Below are 18,167 nucleotides of genomic sequence, written 5' to 3'. Positions count from 1 at the left end.
ATTATATATCTAACTATAATTTAGTTGTCAAAACTTCTTGCTAATTCCAGAATATCTTTTTACATATATAATTTTCTAACTTAATAGAGTCTATCTTGCAAAAATACGTGAAAAAAGTTGAAATAATGCAACTAAGCCACCAATAGCAATACCTATACCTAATTTTAAAATAATGTAAAGTTTAGTACCTATTAATGGGATTGTTTTAATTTTTTCATATTGAATACATGAAAGAGCCTCTACTCCCCAACCAGCAAAAAATAAATAAATACTGCAAAATAAAATCAATACAAATTGGCGTTGCCCTTTAAACCCTTCCATATATGTCATATACATAGGAACAGTGGCAATTCCTATACCAAACAAAATTTTTATCATAAGTTTTATTTCTTTAATATAAAAAAGGAAAATATCCCTTTTATGATTTTTGCAATACTCTTTATAACTAGCTTTTATTGTATTTTGAGTGTGAAACTCCATTTTATTCATATTATTATAGCGCATTTTTACTTCGCTAAAACTACTATTTGATGGGATTTGTAAAATTGTAAATATATCGCTTTTCATTTCATGCTCCTTAAAAGGATTAAAATCTGACTTAAAATATTCATTTTAGACAAATATAATCCTTATTTAAACTCTTTTATTATTTTATTTTCTTATATCAACATAATAATATGACTTTTTAAATTACCCATTCCAAAACTTGGATACCCCAAATAGTGAGACATGCTCTGAATCGCTTAGAATTCAACACTACATTTTGTATGAAAATATTTTAAGGTTATTGAATAAATTTAAATTAGAGCTTGTTTCCCTATAATTCTTATAATTAAAACTTACTTAAAATATGTTTCAAACCCATTGTTCACAATATATGAACCCTTTGGAACTTGAATTGCTACAATACATATGTTTAAACAGTCTACACAGGATCCCATTGCATTTATTAAACATAAAAATATAGTAAACCAATTTAATAATCCAAAAATATTAAGAATGAACGGTAATAGAATTGATAATAAAATGAATGGCATAATAGAAATAATTAAAAACCTGTTCTTTTTTATTTTTTCAGTAGTAAAAACAAATCCACAAACTCCATTAATACCCCAATATGTTTTATCTGACTTTAATACATTAGGTATGAAACAAGCGTGTAGAAATTCATGTATTGTCATAAACAATAAAATCACACCAATATATATTAGCGAAAATGAATCTAATTTGAATTCAATACTAAAACTATGTGTGCTACTAAAAAACTCTTTTAACGGTGGATACAAATAAAATGCAATAGCAACAGAAATGATTCCATTTATAAACATGAAAGGCACTGAGAGTAAAGTTGCCATAGCTAAATTAGATGGTTCCTTTAGTTTTTTCCATCCTTCATTTATTAATTTGTTGCTTAACTCTTTATCAGAATTGGGTATTTTTTTTATATATTTCATTAATCACAATCCTTCCTTTAATATATGGTATATTACCTATATAACATACTACTATTTTTCATTAGATTATATTTTATATAATATTTATTGTAACATAATTTACAAAATATCACATATATTAGACTTATATTTACAAAAATTTTACTTTATTATAAAATTTCAACTTATTTTTTTATAAAGTAATTTTTTTACCTTTTTAATACGTATAAACTCCCATAATTTTGCATGCAAAACAAAACAAGATAGAACGTTTAAGTCCTATCTTATTAACTTTATAAAATTTATTAATTATAAATATATATAAGAGTATCTAATGCAACAACTAAAATCCCTGCTAATCCACCTAAAATTCCTATTATTTTTACTACATACTTTTCAGGAAATACTTTTTTTGCAAACTTATAAATAATAATTCCTAAAAAACCGCCTAATGTGTTTAAAAAAACATCATTTATATCTAATGCTCCTATTCTAAATATATATTGAGTTAATTCCACAATTACACTGATTTCAAAAGATAATAGTAAAGATTTTTTCCAATTATTTTTTATAACTATATTATAAAGAATAGGAAGTGGTACGAATAACAAAATATTTCCTATTATTGAATTTTTATTATAACCTACAGAACAATTAGCATCCCAAATATCTTTAAATAAAATTAGATTTATTCCTCGATAATCTGGATGATTCCCTGTAATTAGCTGCAATGGATTATCTAAGTACTTAAATATTAAAATATTAAGTAATATAAGAGTGTAAACTATTATAATAAAACCATATATAAATTTCCATTTTTTCTTCATTTTTAAACTTCCTTTCTATTAATGGAAAAAGTTAATGTTATAAAAGAGATTATAAATACTATTAATACTTCAATCATAATTTCATATGGTTCCCAAATTCTGAAATCTAAAGAAAATTCATTCATACTGATAAATACCTGATGAGTTGACATAGGAATTGCATTTAGTAAATATTTTATTAAATTTGTTGAAAATGACATAAACTTACTTACAATTATATAAAACATATTTAAACCAACACCTATAGCCATAACTACAGTGGTTTTCTTTAATTTTAAAGATAAATATCCCATTACCGTAGATAACGCAAAAACCCCTATAACTTCTGCCATTGCCATAATTAATATAGTTTGTCCTATTGTAAAATTGCCATAAGAAAATAATGAAATCATTTTAAAGCTACTTTTTAATCCTTTGAATCCAAACTTAGAACTTATTATAAATACTGTTCCTAGAGTAGCTATTATAGTCAATAAAACTCCATAAATAATTACTGGTAAAACTCTTATGAACATATTTTTTTTATAAAATTTTGTTGTCATAATAATATCCATACTACCATCTTCAAAACTCTCTGAATAAGTACTTACTGCAAAAAATGTTACTAGAAATGCAATTATCATATAAATGATTTGAATGTTTCCTAGTACAAAAGGATATATTTGATGTCCTTCATATTGCTTAAATGGAATCTTAACTTGATTTAATTTCTCCTTAGCTATTTCTTGTTGTGAAGAAGGAAGTTTCTTAATTAATGCCTCAAACTTATATTTCCAACATTGATAAAAATCTTTTGCAAATTTATCTGGAAAATCCTTAACTTTATTTTCAGTATATAAAATACCTGGATAAGCATTAACAAGACTATTAATAATATATAGTTGAGATATATAACGTGATTCTTCAGATTTTTCATCACGAACTTTTTTAAGTGCAACTAAAAGCTCATCTTCTTTAATATCACCTTCATAAAAATACTCTTGTTGCAAATTATAGCTTGTGTCATTTTCATCATGTATTAACATAAAATTTAAACCTAGTGTAATAATTAAAATTCCAATCACAGAGAATAAAACATATTTTGTAAACAAGCGGCGTTTTATTTCTTGAAACAACATTTTATTCCCCTCCTAACGTAAGTCCATGAAGTCAATATCAAACTAATTAAAATTAGTAACATACTTATTATTAAGCTTAGTTTGAAAGATAATATTGCTTTGCCAAAAATAGAAACCACCGGAACCCCAATATTAAAAAAAGAAAATATTACACTTCCTGGTAAGATAAAATTAATAAAACTTATTATAGAATTACTTGCATTCATCATTAAAGACAATATGAACCCACTAATAATTACTAGCACTATAATGCTCATTGCTATTGAAGTTTTCTTACTTATAGATGAAATAAAAGTAGTAAATGCAGAAATAGTAATTATTCCTACTAATCCAAAAATAATCATATTTTTCATAAGTTCATCTAAATTATAAGGTAGCACTGTTTTCATAAATACTTGAGCTGATGTTTGAAGGGCATCTGCTGGTAGATAATGCTTTAAAATTACTACATATGTTCCCATTCCCACAGTATATATTAAAACTGCCATAATTATTGGTAACAAAAGTTTGGGACATAATAAATTTTTTCTTCCTTTTTTAGTTGTGGATATAATTTCATCTAAACCACTTTCCTTATCCCTTGCAACAATTCCACTTGAAAAGAATCCAGCTATTATTAAAAGAATAAAAGTAAAAATTTGTATATGTTCAGCACCCTCACTCCAAACCTCATAACCTCCATAGTAAGTGTATGGTTTTTCTACTTCATTCCACATTTTTAAAGCTAATTCTTTTTCAGATTCATTTTTTAACTTTAAATTCATCATATGCTCATAACATATATCTTCATTTTCATAAAAACTTTTTCCTGCATTCTCAGGAAGTTTTACATATCCATTTATAGATTCTCCCCTAATGTTTTTCAATTGAATATTCTGCATTACTAAACTATCAGCATAAACAGCATATTGTAATAAGTCTTTAGTAATTTCCACATCACTTTCATCATCGCTTCTTAATGCATTAACAAATGCATCACGCCCTTTTTGAAATTTATCTTCAGTCATTTTTCCAGCAGTAACATTTCTATCCTTAGCTGCAACTTCTATTGCTGCTTTACCTTTATATTCTTTATAACACCCTGCCTGCATAAAATCTGCTGTGGCTCCTCCTATAATAAACCAAGCCCATAAAACAGCAAGAATTATAGAAATCAAAATATATGATATAAATCTTTTTGCGCTTATTTGACGTTTAAATTCAGAAATAAACAGATCCATTATTTAACCTCCTTTATTTTTGAAAGGTAAAAATCATTAAGATTAGGTTTCACTTTTTTACTATTTTCTAATGGTTCTTTTGCAATATATCTAATTGCTACTAATCCATCTCCTTCATTTCTAAAATTCATTACTTTATACTTCTTTTCTAACCTATGAACCTCTTCTTCTCTTACCAATGCTTCAAAAACCATACCATCAATAGAATTAATTAAAGCATTACTTTCTCCATATTCAATAATTGCTCCTTTTTCCATAAGTATAAGATAGTTTGCGATAAATTCTATGTCAGAAACAATATGAGTAGATAAAATAATAATCTTTTCCTTACTAATTGTTGTTAAATATTGACGAAAGTTTTTTCTCTCTTCAATATCTAAACCAGCTGTTGGTTCATCAACAATTAAAATACCTGGATCATTTAACATTGCTTGGCAAATACCTACTCTTCTTTTCATACCTCCAGAAAGCTTATCTACTTTTTTACGTCTTACATCATATAGATTAAACTGTTTTAATAAATCTATAATCCTTTTATTTCTTAATTCCTTATCAATTCCTTTTAAAGAAGCTATATATTTTAGAAAATCCTCTACGGTTTGATTTTTATCGTAACCAAAATGTTGAGGCAGATAACCTATTTTATCTAAATACTTTCCACCTAAACTAGAGATTGAATTACCATCAAAAAATATTTCTCCTTTACTAGGCCTTAGATTTCCTACCATCATTCTCATAAGTGTTGTTTTTCCAGCTCCATTATGTCCTAAAAGTCCCCATATTCCAGGTGTAAAATTTAAATCAACATCCTTTACAGCCTTTAAATCTTTAAATTCTTTTGTCACTTTATCAATTTTTAATTCCATGTTATTCCTCCTAAAATAAATAAACCTTTGTCTTATCATTAGTTTATCAATGATTGAACAAAGGTTTATTTATGATTTATTTAGAATTTATAAAGATTTTATAAAGATTTTGGTAAATGAATAATAAATTTAGTATGTCCTTTTAAACTTTCTGCTTTTAATATTCCATTATGTCGTTCAACAATCTCTTTTGCAATAGCAAGTCCTAAACCAGAACCAGATGATTGACTTCTAGCCTTATCTCGACGATAAAATTTTTCAAATATAAGCTCAAGTTCTTGCTTAGATATTATATCTCCATCATTTTCAACAATTATAATTACTGAATTATTTTCCTCTTTACCAGTTACCTTAATAATTGAATCATTATTACTATAACTAATTGCATTTTTTAATAAGTTATTTAAAACTCTCGCTAAAAGTGTTCCATCACCATAAATTCTAATATTTGATGAAGCATTCAAATCTAATTTCAATTGTTTTGGTAATAGTAATGGATATAATTCGTCAGTTATTTGTTCAAGAAAAAACTCTCCATTAATTTCTGTTTTATTTAAAGGAATATCTTGAAGATTAAATCTTGTAATATCAAAAAATTGATTAGTTAAATCCTCCAAATGATATGCCTTGTCCAGCACTCTCTTTAAATATTCTTTACGTATATTCTCAGCTACTTCCGATTCCTCTAAAATATTAAGATAGCCAATAATACTAGTTAATGGTGTTTTTAAATCATGGGCAAGATATGTAACTAAATCATTTTTCTTTTGTATTTCCATTTCTATACGTTGTCTTATCTTTTCTTTTTCATTTAAAATTGATTTAATTTCCATATCAATCACCTTAAATTCTTGAACTTCACTTGGATTTTCTCCATTTTGAAATAAACTTATTCTTTCTTCAACTTGCTCTAAAATTTTTTTATTTTGTTTATTTTTTGATATTTTAGAAGCAAAATGAACACATATTTCTAAAATTAAAAATCCTCCAACAGCAAGAAATGTTAATATATCTCTTAATCTATCCCATCTAAAACTTCCCCTTATAATATGAAATCCACCTACACTTAATGCTTCTTCTCTATCATCAAGAATTGTTCTTACAAAATACTCTGCTACACTTCCTTCTAAATAACCATCAATAAATATAAGTACAAATATATATGCTATAAATGCAATAATATAAAAATTCCATTTCCACTTCTTACGCTTCAATTATGTAACCTACCCCCCATACAGTTTTAATATATTGCGGTTTTTCAGAAGAATCACCTATTTTTTCTCTTAAATTTCTAACATGTACTGTAATAGTATTAGTTGATTTTGAGAAATACTCATCATCCCAAATTAAATGAAATAATTCCTCTCCACTTAAAACTTGTCCTTTTCTATCTAATAAAACCTCTAAAATCTTAAACTCAGTTGGTGTAAGCTTGACATCTTCTCCATTGATGTTTACCTTTTTGCTTTTCTTGTTTAATATAAGACCCTTATAATAGATTTTATCTGAGTTATCCATATCAAATTCATTCTCTCCGTATTGATTATAACGCCTAAGTTGTGCTTTTACCCTAGCAATAACTTCTAATGGATTAAATGGTTTTGTAATATAATCGTCAGCACCATAACTTAACCCTAATATTTTATCCTGATCTGCATTTTTAGCTGTAATCATTATAATAGGAAAATGATATTTTTTTCTTATATTTTTGCAAATAGTAAGTCCATCTATATCAGGAAGCATTAAATCTAAGATAATTAAATCTAGTTTATTATCTATTTGTTTCATAGCTTCATATCCATTTTCAGCTTCTAAAATCTCATAAGACTGACCTTCTAAATAAATCTTTAAAATTTTTCTAATATCTTCATCATCTTCAACAATTAATATTTTCTCCATAATATCACCACCTTTATTGATTCATATATTTATTATACATAATTTAAATATATTTTTACAAAAAAATTAATAATAAACATAAATGTTAAATATAGCTTAAAATATTCTGTTAATATTTACGTTATTCTTTACTAATTTCTTTTGTTTTTTAGTTTACAATATTTCTAATAACTTAATTTTTATTATGTAAACTAAATGTTTTAAAATATTATTCGAAAATATTATTGTAATGTAGGATTCTAAGTTTTAATTTAAATTTATTTCTGAATTATTTGTTACTCCCCCGAAACAAATGTAATTTTATTTAAATTTAAATCTTAACTTATTTACCTATATTTCTAGATATTTTTTAAATCTATTTATTCTAAAATTAAACCTATTCATTCCCTTTATATTTAAATTATGTATTTTTATGTTATACTCATCCAAGAATATTAGGGAGATTATTTTATTATAAGGAGATGATATTAAATGAAGAATTTTGTGAAATTTTTAATTATTCAATTATTATTCATTGGCTTTACTTTAGGAAATTCAATAAATGTTTATGCTAATGAAGTAAAACAAAAGGAGCTTTATATATTAGAAGATCCTACTTGGCTTAGACAAACTGGTTTTTCTAAAGGACTAGGCCATGACCGTCAAGACTTAGGAATTATTTTACCTGCAAATGTCCAATTAACTATTAAACAAGTAAACCCTAATTTTAGAGGAAATTTAACTTTACGGTTGTTAAATGATAACAATAAGCATGAAACATCCCGTAATTTTAATCAAACACAAATTACCGTATCAGTTCCTTACAGTTCTGTACCTTTTGTAGATACTGTATATAGCGGAACTGAAAAACCTAAAATAGAATATACAATAACTAACAATATGCAAACGTTACCTATCTATAAAAAAGGTCAAAATCAACAGGACTTTTTTTCTCAATGGGATAGAACTTCAGCTCCCTTTGCTTTAGTAGTAGACGATTATTTTCAACTACTAGTACCTCAAAAGGATAAAGCATTTATGAAGAGAATGAGAGACTTTTCTTCTATAGATGAATTAATTCTTTATTATCGTGATATTTTCACATATTATAATAAATTATCTGGAATTAGTTTTGATACTAATATTAAAACTAATAAAAATGTTCCTAACAAATACTTTATAAAAGCTGACATAAGTGGACCTGGTGGTGGTTATTATGGTGGTAATCATACAGCTGAAACATCAGATTCTGTAGCTAGTTTTTGGTTATCAAAAGGTTGGGGTGCATTACATGAGATTGGTCATGGATACCAAGATAACTTTACAAGAGGAGAAGTATGGAACAATATTTATGCCCATAGTTTTCAGCAAAAAAATTTAGGTTCAGGAATATATAGTAATGGTTGGTTATATGATTATGGAAGAAAAAACATTGTTGATAGCAATATAGATAATTTGTTACACAAAAGCCAATCAGCCTTTAACACTTGGGGCCTAAGAGAACAACTTTATGGTTTTATACTTTTAAAAAATAAAGCGGGAGATGATAGTTTTACTCATTTTAATCAAGAATACCGTAAATTAGCTAACTCTAATGGATTTAACATTAGTGATTATAATCAATTTGATTTACTTAGCAAAGCTTATGGAGAAATAAGTAAACTTGATTTTACTCCAGTTATTGAGTCATTTAAGGGTAAAATGAGTGATTGGCAAAAAGAATTAAATCGTTATCAAAATTATAAGCCTGTTGCAATTTTAAATGAAGTTGTTCCTACTAGCAAAGTTTCTGAAATTCAAAAAGCATTAAACTTAGAAACTCCTTTATCATTAGTGACTACAGATGATTTAGCTAGAACTGGCTTAACTGGAAACGTAACTTTAAACATTAAAATCGATGACTTTAATCAAATAAAAAATCAAACTATTTATTTAATGAATGGGGAAAAAGAAGTAAAGAAAGTTTCTATTACATCACCTAGTATTTCATTAGGTCAACTTCCAATTGGTATTTATACAATTTATTCAACAAATACCAATAATAAATGTTATACACTTGATACTCATTATTTAAAAGTTAAGGAATCTAATAATAACGTAACTTTAAATTATAAATTACGTACGAAAAGCGTATTACTTAATCAGGAAATTGAATTTTTAGGATTAGGCGATGATAAATTTGCTAGTGCTCATGTTGATTTAGAAAATCAACACTTAAACATTGAGGTAACTTCTAAGGACCCTCATAGCTATTTTCCTAATGAACAATATGGTAAAATCGAAATTTTAGATACTAATGGAAATATTACTTACTCAAAAGTAATGAACGGTACAAACACAACTTTAGAGCATAGTAGTCAAATTTTAAAAGAAGGTTATAAAATAAGATTATATCATGCTGAACCTTCAAGGTTAAAAATCAAAAATAATAAAACTACACTTACTAATAATAAAACTAATACTTTAGTAGTTACTTCCCAAGGACTTAAGAATGAAAATTTAAGTCAAAATCTAAATCAAGAACTTGCTACATCAATAGATACTTTTGCTTCTAAAATTTATGAAAATAAACTACTGAGCCAAAGTAATTGTGCAGAATCAAAAATAGAGTTAAAACTAGCTATTAACTCTTTAACAGAACCTCTAAAAACACAAATGTTAACTAAATATAAAGAGCTTTTAAAAGAGAATCCAACAACTAACGAAAACGAAAATGAAGGCTCTGCATTCTCATTTGATTTTAAAGGTTATAGTGATAGATTGTTTGCCAAACTTAATTTAGATTTAGAAAATTTAAATGGTAAACTTACAGTGGAAAATATAATGCCACACTATTACTTTAAAGATAGTTATGCATCTATATTAATTCAAGACAAAAATGGTTCAAGCATTTTCTCTAGAGATTTTATAGGAAGCGAAACAAATAATAACTTAGTTGAAGATATACCTTTACAAGAAGGATATTATATCACTATAAAGCATAGAGAACATTCAAATAGACTTTTTGTAAATAATGATACCAAAAATATATCACTTGATAAAAATGCTGTTAATTCATATAAAATTATGAAAAATAAATTAGAATCAATTAATGAAAGTGATATACCAAACCCTAGTAAAAATCCTTACCTAGGTGAAAAATTTAATATTACTTTTAAAGGCTTAGGCGATTGGATTTTTGCAGAATTAAATTTAGATTTAGCATCTAATCAAGCTAATATTGATATAAAAAAAGGTGAACCCCATGTTTACTTTACAGATAGTTATACTTCAGTTGCAATTAAAGATTCTGAAGGAAATGATGTTTATACAAAAGACTTTATTGGTAATAAAGGAAATGATGCTCTTGTAAAAGATATTTCTCTAAAAGCAGGCTATTATTTAACAATAACTCATAAAGAACCAAATAACCGCTTAATAATTACTAATACAATTAATAAGCTAGAATTAGATAAAGATACAACTATAACTTATAAAATAACTGATACTGGATTAGTTAAATCTTCAGAAGATGAAATTCCAGTCCCATCTAATCCAATATATTATGGTAATGAGTTTAATACAGTTTTTAAAGGATATGCTGATAGAGCTTTTGCTGAAATGAATATGAATTTAACTGAAAAACAAGCAACAATAAACATATCAGATGGTATTGTTCATAGCTATTTTTCAGACATTTATACTTCAATTTTGATTGAAAATAGCAAAAAAGAAACTGTATATTCTAAGAACTTTATTGGAATTAATAACTATTCTAAAAATAGTGAAACAGTGACTCTTGAAGAAGGATCTTTAATCACTCTTACACATTTAGAATCATCTAATAGACTAGAAATAATTAATAAAGAAAACCAGTTTTCTCTTCCAAAAAGCAACTCTGTTACTTACCAGGTTGTAGCTGGTGGATTGAAAAAAATTAATTAATAAAAAATCTTAGGTAAAAGCTTAGTAAATACAACTTACTAAGCTTTTGTCTAGCTTAAAATTATTTTAATTAAAGTTTCTCGTGGTAACCCTTATAAAATTTATCCCATATACTAAATATACAGGTATATATAGAGAAACAAGTTCCAATTTAAGTTTATTTAATAACTTTAAAATAGTTTTATACAAAATTTAGTGTTAAATTCTAAGTAATTCAGAACATGTCTCACTATACAACTATAAACTTAAATAATTTTAAAATCTATTTACTTGTAATACTTTAATAGGAGTTATAAACGTGATGAAATATATAAATAATTGTAATAATTCTATTTTACTGCCTAATCCAATAACTCAAGTTGCTAGTATGCCTTATCCTTTATATCTTTCCCTTCAAGGTAAGTATTTTGTAGGACATTCAGATGAACTAGAGTTTGGTAATAATACTAATGCATGGGCAGGTTTAATAAATCCTAGTTGTTCAGGGGTTAATCTTCATGTTTATGTATGGACAGTTACTAATTCAGGTAAATATCCAATAAATGTACAAATATGGTTTAATTCAAATCTACCTGGTTCACCATATGTATCAGAGTTTGTTACCCCATCAAATACAGCTCTTTGTCCATTGCCTAGTCCAAGAGTAGATCTGCTTCAAGCAACTGATGTTATAGACAAACCTATTGAAGGTGTTAATGCCTATATTAGAACAGCACCGCCTGATACTACAATCGTAGCTGAAGAAGATGGAAAGTTTATTTTTCCACCTGGCGGCTCATTTATTGTTTTTTTATCAAATCTAGAAAACCCAAATGAACCTGCTAAAGGCACGGTTTCCTTTGGATGGTGGGAAGAAAAAATTTAATAATGTTTTTTAATATTAAAAGACAGGCCATAAAAACCTGTCTTTTTTATAAAATTATTTAGTTTACTTTTTCTCTACTGTCCATATATTCTCATCTTTATAATAATTTATCCCTTGATTTTTCATTCTTTCCCCTTGACTTTTCAATCGATTTTTATACTCATCCCAATTTCTAGCATTTTTAGGTGTCCACCCTATTTCAGAATACCCTAATAATCTTGGATATATCATATAATCCATAGCTTCTGTATTTAAGATTGTTTCTGTCCATAATGGTGCTTCCACACCTAAAACTAATTCTTTTGGAGCATAATCTGTAGGATCCCATTTATATGCAGTTTCAACTGGAATATATCCTGCCCAATCTAATCCATATGGAGTATTTTCGTTATACTTCATATCTAAATATGCTTTTTCTGCAATTGAAATAATCATTTTCATATTTTTTGCTCTAGCTGCTTCATTAGAATCTTTCCAATTTTGTAATATCACACTTGAGTTTATCTTTGATGATGTATCAATTGGATCCCATCCTATTGCGGTTTTTCCATACTTTTCAACTATCTTAGATACTCTTCCTACAAAATAATCATAATCTTCTTTTTTAGTACTATCCGCTTCATCTCCTCCTATATGTATATACTTAGAAGGTGATATTTCAGAAACTTCTCTTATTATATCCTCAATAAACTCATATGTTTTTTCATCATCAGTCATTAATGAACTAAATCCTACTTTTGTATCTGTATATAAAGGTTTCTTTTGACCATCTTTATTTAAAAATCCATAAGAAGCTAGTGCTGCATTAGTATGACCTGGCATATCAAATTCAGGAACTATTTCTATATATCTTTCTGCTGCATACTTAACTAAATCTTTAAATTGTTCTTGAGTGTAATACCCTCCTGGTCCTCCTCCTACTTGAGTACTTCCACCTATATTAGTCAAATCTGGCCATTTTTTAATTTCTAAACGCCATCCTTGGTCATCACTAAGATGTAAATGTACCTTATTTATTTTATATTGAGCTGCAAGATCTATTTGACGCTTAATTTCATCAACAGTAAAAAAATGTCTAGCTACATCAATCATTACACCTCTATATTCATACTCTGGTTTATCCTTTATAGTTGAAACTGGAATAGTCCACTTTACATCAGCAGTTACAGTATTTTTTTCAATATCTGATGGTAATAATTGTCTTAGAGTTTGAACTCCTCTAAAAATACCTTCTGGCTTGTATCCTATAATTTTAACGTTTTCATGGGTAGTTATTACTTCATAACCTTCATTTCCCTTATCTTTATTTGCACCTACAGTGGTTAAATATATACTTCCTGATGGAACATTATTGCCCTTAACAATTTTCAACTCAAAACCTGTTGAAGGTTTTAATTTTTCTTTTAAAAACTCTGCAATTTTAACAATTTCTTCTGTTTCTTCTTCAGTATTTCCTTTTACATATATGGAACTATTTTTTGTAAGAGTAAATGCTCCTTCACCACTTTCATAGTTTAAAGGCTTAGGAATAATATTATTTACAATATTACTTTGCATAGCAAAAGTTGGCTCCACTTTATTATTTTCATCTAAAATTATTATAGAAGAAACTGCTACTAACACTAAAAATACTATTAGTATATATACAGTTTTTAAGTGCTTTGTATATATATTCTTCATTAGCTCACCGTCCTTACATTTTAAAAATCAATGTTTAATTTATAATGTATTATTCATTAATTATTTTGAAACCTTCTCTCTTATTTTGCACCTAAATATCGTAGTATATACTATAATTTACTAATAAAATAATATTTAGTTATATATCAAACAAAGCCGGTCCTAGAAAAGCACGTCCATCATTTCTAGTAAAAAAGTTACTAGTACTAACTGGGCACTTTTAACTTTTAATCAAAGATATGTAATACGTTCAATGTGTAGCACCGTAACAAATGGGGCATATCACTCCTCTAACCTCAGTTAGTTTTGCAATAGCCCCTTTTAATAACTATTTATTATATATTAATTATTCATATATTCTGCCATTTTTTTATTAATATCAGCTTCACAAAAGCGCATAGCCATAATTGTTTCTTCAAGCAGTTTATTTAGTTCCCATCCAAGCATTTCTGCACCTTGTTTAATTACATCACGTGAACATCCTGCTGCAAATTTTTTATCCTTAAATTTTTTCTTAAGACTTGAAAGTTCCATATCCATAACACTTTTTGATGGACGCATTCTTGCTGCTGCACCTATTAATCCTGTAAGTTCATCTACTGCAAACAATACTTTTTCCATCTCATGCTCTGGTTTTGGTTGTTCTTCTGCACAAAGACCGTAACCGTGACTTGCTACAGCTCTTATTAGTTTTTCATCAAGACCATAATCTCTCATAATCTCTTGTGTTTTACTACAATGCTTTTCTGGATACATTTCAAAATCTAAATCATGAAGTAAACCAACCATTGACCAAAAGTCCGCTTCTTCTTCATACCCTAATTCTTTTGCAAAATATTTCATAGTTCCTTCAACTGTTAAAGCATGTTGAATATGAAATACCTCTTTATTGTATTTAGTAAGTAGTTCCCACGCTTCTTCTCTTGTTATCATAATAAATTCCTCCTCTTAAATTTAAAATACAATATTTAATTTTTGTTGATTCTTTTAACTCTTTGATATATAATACTTTACGAATGTTAAATATATTTAACGTTTATTTTATTTTACTTATGTTAATTATAATTGTCAATATGATTATTGGAGGTTTCTTTAATGAATATAAATTTTATTATTGCAGAAAACTTAAAAAATCTTAGAACTGAACGAAATTTAAGTTTAAGTCAACTTGCTGGCTTATGCAATGTAAGCAAAGTTATGTTATCTCAAATAGAAAAAGGAGATACTAATCCTACTATAAATACTTTATGGAAAATAGCTAATGGATTAAAAGTTCCTTATACTTCATTACTTGAGCAAAAAGAACATGATACTCAAATTATAAAAAAGAATGATACTGATATTCAACTTAGCGAGGAAGGACATTATAGAGTATATTGTTACTACACTAATACACCTTATCGTAATTTTGAACTTTTTCAAATTGAACTAGATGAAAATTGTACTTATAAATCTGTAGGTCACTCTGAAAAATCAGAGGAATATATAATGGTGTTAGAAGGTGAATTAACTTTAGAAATAAATGGTGCTAATTATAAACTAACTCCTAATGATTCAATAAGTTTTTTAGCATCACATGAGCATGTATATACTAACAGTGGAAAAGGAACTTTAAAAGCTACAATAACAAATTTTTATCCTGTTTAATATATTTTTTAATAAAAAAGTATGCTAATATTACACAACTAGCATACTTTTTTATATTTATTCTTTATTTGATACAGCCTACTACCTTTTAGGTAGAAATACAGTTATTCTTGTACCTATCTCTTTCCTGCTTAAAACGCTAAAGTACCCTTTGTGACTATCAATAATCCATTTAGCAATTGAAAGACCTAGCCCTGTACCACCTTTTCTAACTCTTGCAGTATCAGCTCTAAAAAACCGTTCAAATATGTGTAACACATCATTTTCATCCATCCCTATTCCATTATCTTGAATAGAAAAATACGGTTCATCTTTATTATTTTTTCCCGTTTTTAATATTATATCTTCGCCTTTATCTGTATACTTTGCTGCATTTTCTATTAATATCCTAGCTGTTTGTTTAAGTAATGATATATCACCATAAACACTTACATTATATGAATATATATATTCATATGCATGTTCTTTATCTATCATCTTAGATTCTTCTAAAACCTCTTTCATCATATCATTAAGTGAAAATTCTATTATATTAAGCTGTGTTTTACCGTTAATACCTCTTGCTAAAAATAATAGCTGCTCTATTAAGTTTTTCATATTTTCCGATTCACTTTTTATAGCTACAATAGATTCTTCTAATACTTCTTCATCATCTTTACCCCAACGATCTAACATATTAGCATACCCTTGAATTACAGATATAGGAGTTCTAAGTTCATGAGATGCATCTGAAACAAATCGTGCTTGTTGCCTATAAGAATCCCTCATTCTATCTAATAAATTATTGATTGCTTCTTCTAAACCTTGAAGTTCACTATCGCCAATATGAATTCTTTCATCAGATATAGTAGGACTTATCTTAGATATAGCATCCTCAAGACTATGAAATTTTTGCTCATCAAAAGCCATATCACTAAGTCTACTAGCAGCTTCTGCTATTTCATTAAGTGGTTTTAAAATCCTTCTATTTTTTGCAGTACCAAATATCATTTGTGTTAATAACATAACTCCTTCTACAATCCCAATAGTACTAATTACTCTTATAAGAAGGTTTAAAAAAGTACTAGCCTCTTTTATCATGACTTTTCCATTATCCCAAATAACTTTATAAGTTGCTGTTTCTATAGGATAAAATTCAAATGACCTTTGAGCATTTCTTACAATCTCGCCATAAAAATTAATTTCATTTTCAATGCACCAAACTCCAATAAATCCAGCGATTATACATATATCAATAATAAGAAACTTTAAAAATAAATTTCTTACAAAAACAGAGTTTAATTTTATTGCAATAGATATAACATTTTTTGTCTTATTTTTTCTACTCATCTTTAATTACGTATCCCACACCGCGAACTGTAGTTATTATTTTAATGTTAAAAGCATCATCTATTTTTGTTCTCAAAAATCTTATATAAACATCAATAACATTAGTTTCTCCAAGATAATCATAACCACATAACTTTTCCATAAGTATATTTCTAGTTAACACTATATTCTTGTTTTCCAATAATATTTGTAATAAATTAAACTCTCTATTGGTTAGTTCTATCTCATTTTCACCATACATTACTTTATGTCTCATTTTATCTAATGATAGTAGACCACACCTTATTATATCTTCATCCTTTTTCACTGTTACTATTCTTTTTTTAAGTGCTGTTCTTATCCTCGCAAGTAATTCTTCTATTGCAAATGGTTTAGTTATATAATCATCTGCTCCTGCATCAAGTCCTGATACCTTATCCATAACTGCATCCCTTGCAGTAAGCATTATAATGGGAATATCAGAAGTTCTTCTAATCCTTCTTAATACTTCAAGACCATTTATTTCTGGAAGCATTATATCAAGGAGAATTAAATCCACTTCACCTTTTTCTGCAATTTCAAGACCTGTTCTGCCATTATTAGCTTTTATTACCTCATAACCTTCGTGTCTTAACTCAAGCTCAATAAACCTTGATAATTTCTCTTCATCTTCAACTATTAAAATCTTAACCATTTCTATCCGCCTTTTTAAATTTTTCTTTTATAATTTTTACATTATCTGAAATATTCTTCAATATCCTATTAGCTTTATCTGCATTAATAGTTTTTGAATATATATATAACTCTATGTCTAAAAATAATAAAATAATTGTTAAAGGTATAATCATCCAAAAAGCAAAAAATAAAAGAATAATAATTACAGTAAGTGGTATCTTTAAAAATATCCTATCTTTCTTTTTTATTTGTAAAAAAATATTATTGCATGTATCTATACACTTACATATAGCTTCAAAAATTCCTTGGAAATTATTATTTGATTCATATCTATTTTCTTTGTTTTTCTTATTCTCTTCCTTTTTTTCACTATACCTTGTTTCATTAGTATAAAATATATTTACAGAAGGTCTTTTTACCCTTCCCTTCTCTTCCAAATATAATAATGCATCTAAAATATCCCAACCACTATTTTCTAAAGCTATTTTAGCTTCTTCATAGCTTACATTTGTTTTTTCCCTCAATTTATCTATTAATTTAAGTTTATCCATAAATAACCTCCATATCTATGGCACAAATACAATTGTTTATTATAGGGTTCCAAATTAAATTTTCAACTTATTCATTTATCAAATGATAAAACTCAAATTAATATTTTATCAATAACTAACAGATTATTTTAGTTAAAAGTTAAGAGTGAACAGTTACTGATAACAAAAATTTGAT

General features: G+C 26.9%; 16 protein-coding genes. 3 read left to right on the top strand and 13 right to left on the bottom strand.

What is annotated here, in order from left to right:
- Positions 1 to 90: 90 nt before the first annotated feature.
- The 8 genes from ACYUE0_RS08025 to ACYUE0_RS07990 all read right to left on the bottom strand — a co-directional run bounded on the left by ACYUE0_RS08025 (position 91) and on the right by ACYUE0_RS07990 (position 7,366).
- Positions 91 to 567: a hypothetical protein gene (locus ACYUE0_RS08025; RefSeq protein WP_460270141.1), complete on the bottom strand. Its 477-nt coding sequence runs from the start codon at positions 565 to 567 to the stop codon at positions 91 to 93.
- Positions 568 to 839: 272 nt separating this feature from the next.
- Positions 840 to 1,454 (bottom strand): DUF3267 domain-containing protein, encoded by a 615-nt coding sequence (locus ACYUE0_RS08020; RefSeq protein WP_460270140.1) that lies wholly within the window; start codon positions 1,452 to 1,454, stop codon positions 840 to 842.
- A 284-nt stretch (positions 1,455 to 1,738) separates the two neighbouring features.
- Positions 1,739 to 2,260 (bottom strand): VanZ family protein, encoded by a 522-nt coding sequence (locus tag ACYUE0_RS08015; protein ID WP_460270139.1) that lies wholly within the window; start codon positions 2,258 to 2,260, stop codon positions 1,739 to 1,741.
- A gap of 2 nt (positions 2,261 to 2,262) precedes the next feature.
- The gene (locus ACYUE0_RS08010) at positions 2,263 to 3,378 is read right to left on the bottom strand and encodes a hypothetical protein (protein WP_460270138.1); all 1,116 of its coding nucleotides are present in this window, start codon (positions 3,376 to 3,378) and stop codon (positions 2,263 to 2,265) included.
- Positions 3,360 to 4,598 (bottom strand): ABC transporter permease, encoded by a 1,239-nt coding sequence (locus ACYUE0_RS08005; protein ID WP_460270137.1) that lies wholly within the window; start codon positions 4,596 to 4,598, stop codon positions 3,360 to 3,362. Before ACYUE0_RS08005 ends, ACYUE0_RS08010 begins: the two co-directional genes overlap by 19 nt.
- Positions 4,598 to 5,464 carry an ATP-binding cassette domain-containing protein gene (locus tag ACYUE0_RS08000; protein WP_460270136.1) on the bottom strand — a complete coding sequence of 289 codons (867 nt, stop codon included), beginning with the start codon at positions 5,462 to 5,464 and terminating at the stop codon, positions 4,598 to 4,600. The genes ACYUE0_RS08005 and ACYUE0_RS08000 overlap by 1 nt, the downstream gene beginning before the upstream one ends.
- Positions 5,465 to 5,562: 98 nt before the next feature.
- Positions 5,563 to 6,678 (bottom strand): sensor histidine kinase, encoded by a 1,116-nt coding sequence (locus ACYUE0_RS07995; protein WP_460270135.1) that lies wholly within the window; start codon positions 6,676 to 6,678, stop codon positions 5,563 to 5,565.
- Positions 6,668 to 7,366 (bottom strand): response regulator transcription factor, encoded by a 699-nt coding sequence (locus ACYUE0_RS07990; RefSeq protein WP_460270180.1) that lies wholly within the window; start codon positions 7,364 to 7,366, stop codon positions 6,668 to 6,670. The genes ACYUE0_RS07995 and ACYUE0_RS07990 overlap by 11 nt, the downstream gene beginning before the upstream one ends.
- A gap of 468 nt (positions 7,367 to 7,834) precedes the next feature.
- Here ACYUE0_RS07990 and ACYUE0_RS07985 point away from each other — a divergent pair, with 468 nt between their 5' ends.
- Positions 7,835 to 11,266: a putative mucin/carbohydrate-binding domain-containing protein gene (locus ACYUE0_RS07985; protein ID WP_460270134.1), complete on the top strand. Its 3,432-nt coding sequence runs from the start codon at positions 7,835 to 7,837 to the stop codon at positions 11,264 to 11,266.
- Between the two features lie 301 nt (positions 11,267 to 11,567).
- Positions 11,568 to 12,131 (top strand): DUF6143 family protein, encoded by a 564-nt coding sequence (locus ACYUE0_RS07980; protein ID WP_199870164.1) that lies wholly within the window; start codon positions 11,568 to 11,570, stop codon positions 12,129 to 12,131.
- Between the two features lie 63 nt (positions 12,132 to 12,194).
- Here ACYUE0_RS07980 and ACYUE0_RS07975 read toward each other — a convergent pair whose 3' ends face one another.
- Entirely contained in the window at positions 12,195 to 13,811 is a 1,617-nt protein-coding gene (locus ACYUE0_RS07975; RefSeq protein WP_460270133.1) for a beta-N-acetylhexosaminidase, read from the bottom strand.
- Positions 13,812 to 14,153: 342 nt separating this feature from the next.
- Positions 14,154 to 14,744, bottom strand: coding sequence for an HDIG domain-containing metalloprotein (locus ACYUE0_RS07970; protein ID WP_199870162.1), 591 nt, complete (start codon positions 14,742 to 14,744; stop codon positions 14,154 to 14,156).
- Between the two features lie 162 nt (positions 14,745 to 14,906).
- Here ACYUE0_RS07970 and ACYUE0_RS07965 point away from each other — a divergent pair, with 162 nt between their 5' ends.
- Positions 14,907 to 15,458: a helix-turn-helix domain-containing protein gene (locus ACYUE0_RS07965; protein WP_460270131.1), complete on the top strand. Its 552-nt coding sequence runs from the start codon at positions 14,907 to 14,909 to the stop codon at positions 15,456 to 15,458.
- Positions 15,459 to 15,539: 81 nt separating this feature from the next.
- On the opposite strand, the gene ACYUE0_RS07960 is transcribed toward ACYUE0_RS07965, so the two are convergent.
- The 3 genes from ACYUE0_RS07960 to ACYUE0_RS07950 are packed head-to-tail and all read right to left on the bottom strand — an operon-like array spanning position 15,540 to position 17,992.
- Positions 15,540 to 16,787, bottom strand: a complete 1,248-nt coding sequence (locus tag ACYUE0_RS07960) for a sensor histidine kinase (RefSeq protein ID WP_460270130.1) — start codon at positions 16,785 to 16,787, stop codon at positions 15,540 to 15,542.
- Entirely contained in the window at positions 16,780 to 17,460 is a 681-nt protein-coding gene (locus tag ACYUE0_RS07955) for a response regulator transcription factor (RefSeq protein WP_199870158.1), read from the bottom strand. Before ACYUE0_RS07955 ends, ACYUE0_RS07960 begins: the two co-directional genes overlap by 8 nt.
- Positions 17,453 to 17,992 (bottom strand): UBA domain-containing protein, encoded by a 540-nt coding sequence (locus ACYUE0_RS07950; RefSeq protein WP_010296747.1) that lies wholly within the window; start codon positions 17,990 to 17,992, stop codon positions 17,453 to 17,455. The genes ACYUE0_RS07955 and ACYUE0_RS07950 overlap by 8 nt, the downstream gene beginning before the upstream one ends.
- Between the last annotated feature and the right edge of the window lie 175 nt (positions 17,993 to 18,167).

It is taken from the genome of Clostridium sp. CTA-19 (genome assembly GCF_054767855.1).
This window is presented reverse-complemented; position numbering and strand designations above follow the sequence as displayed.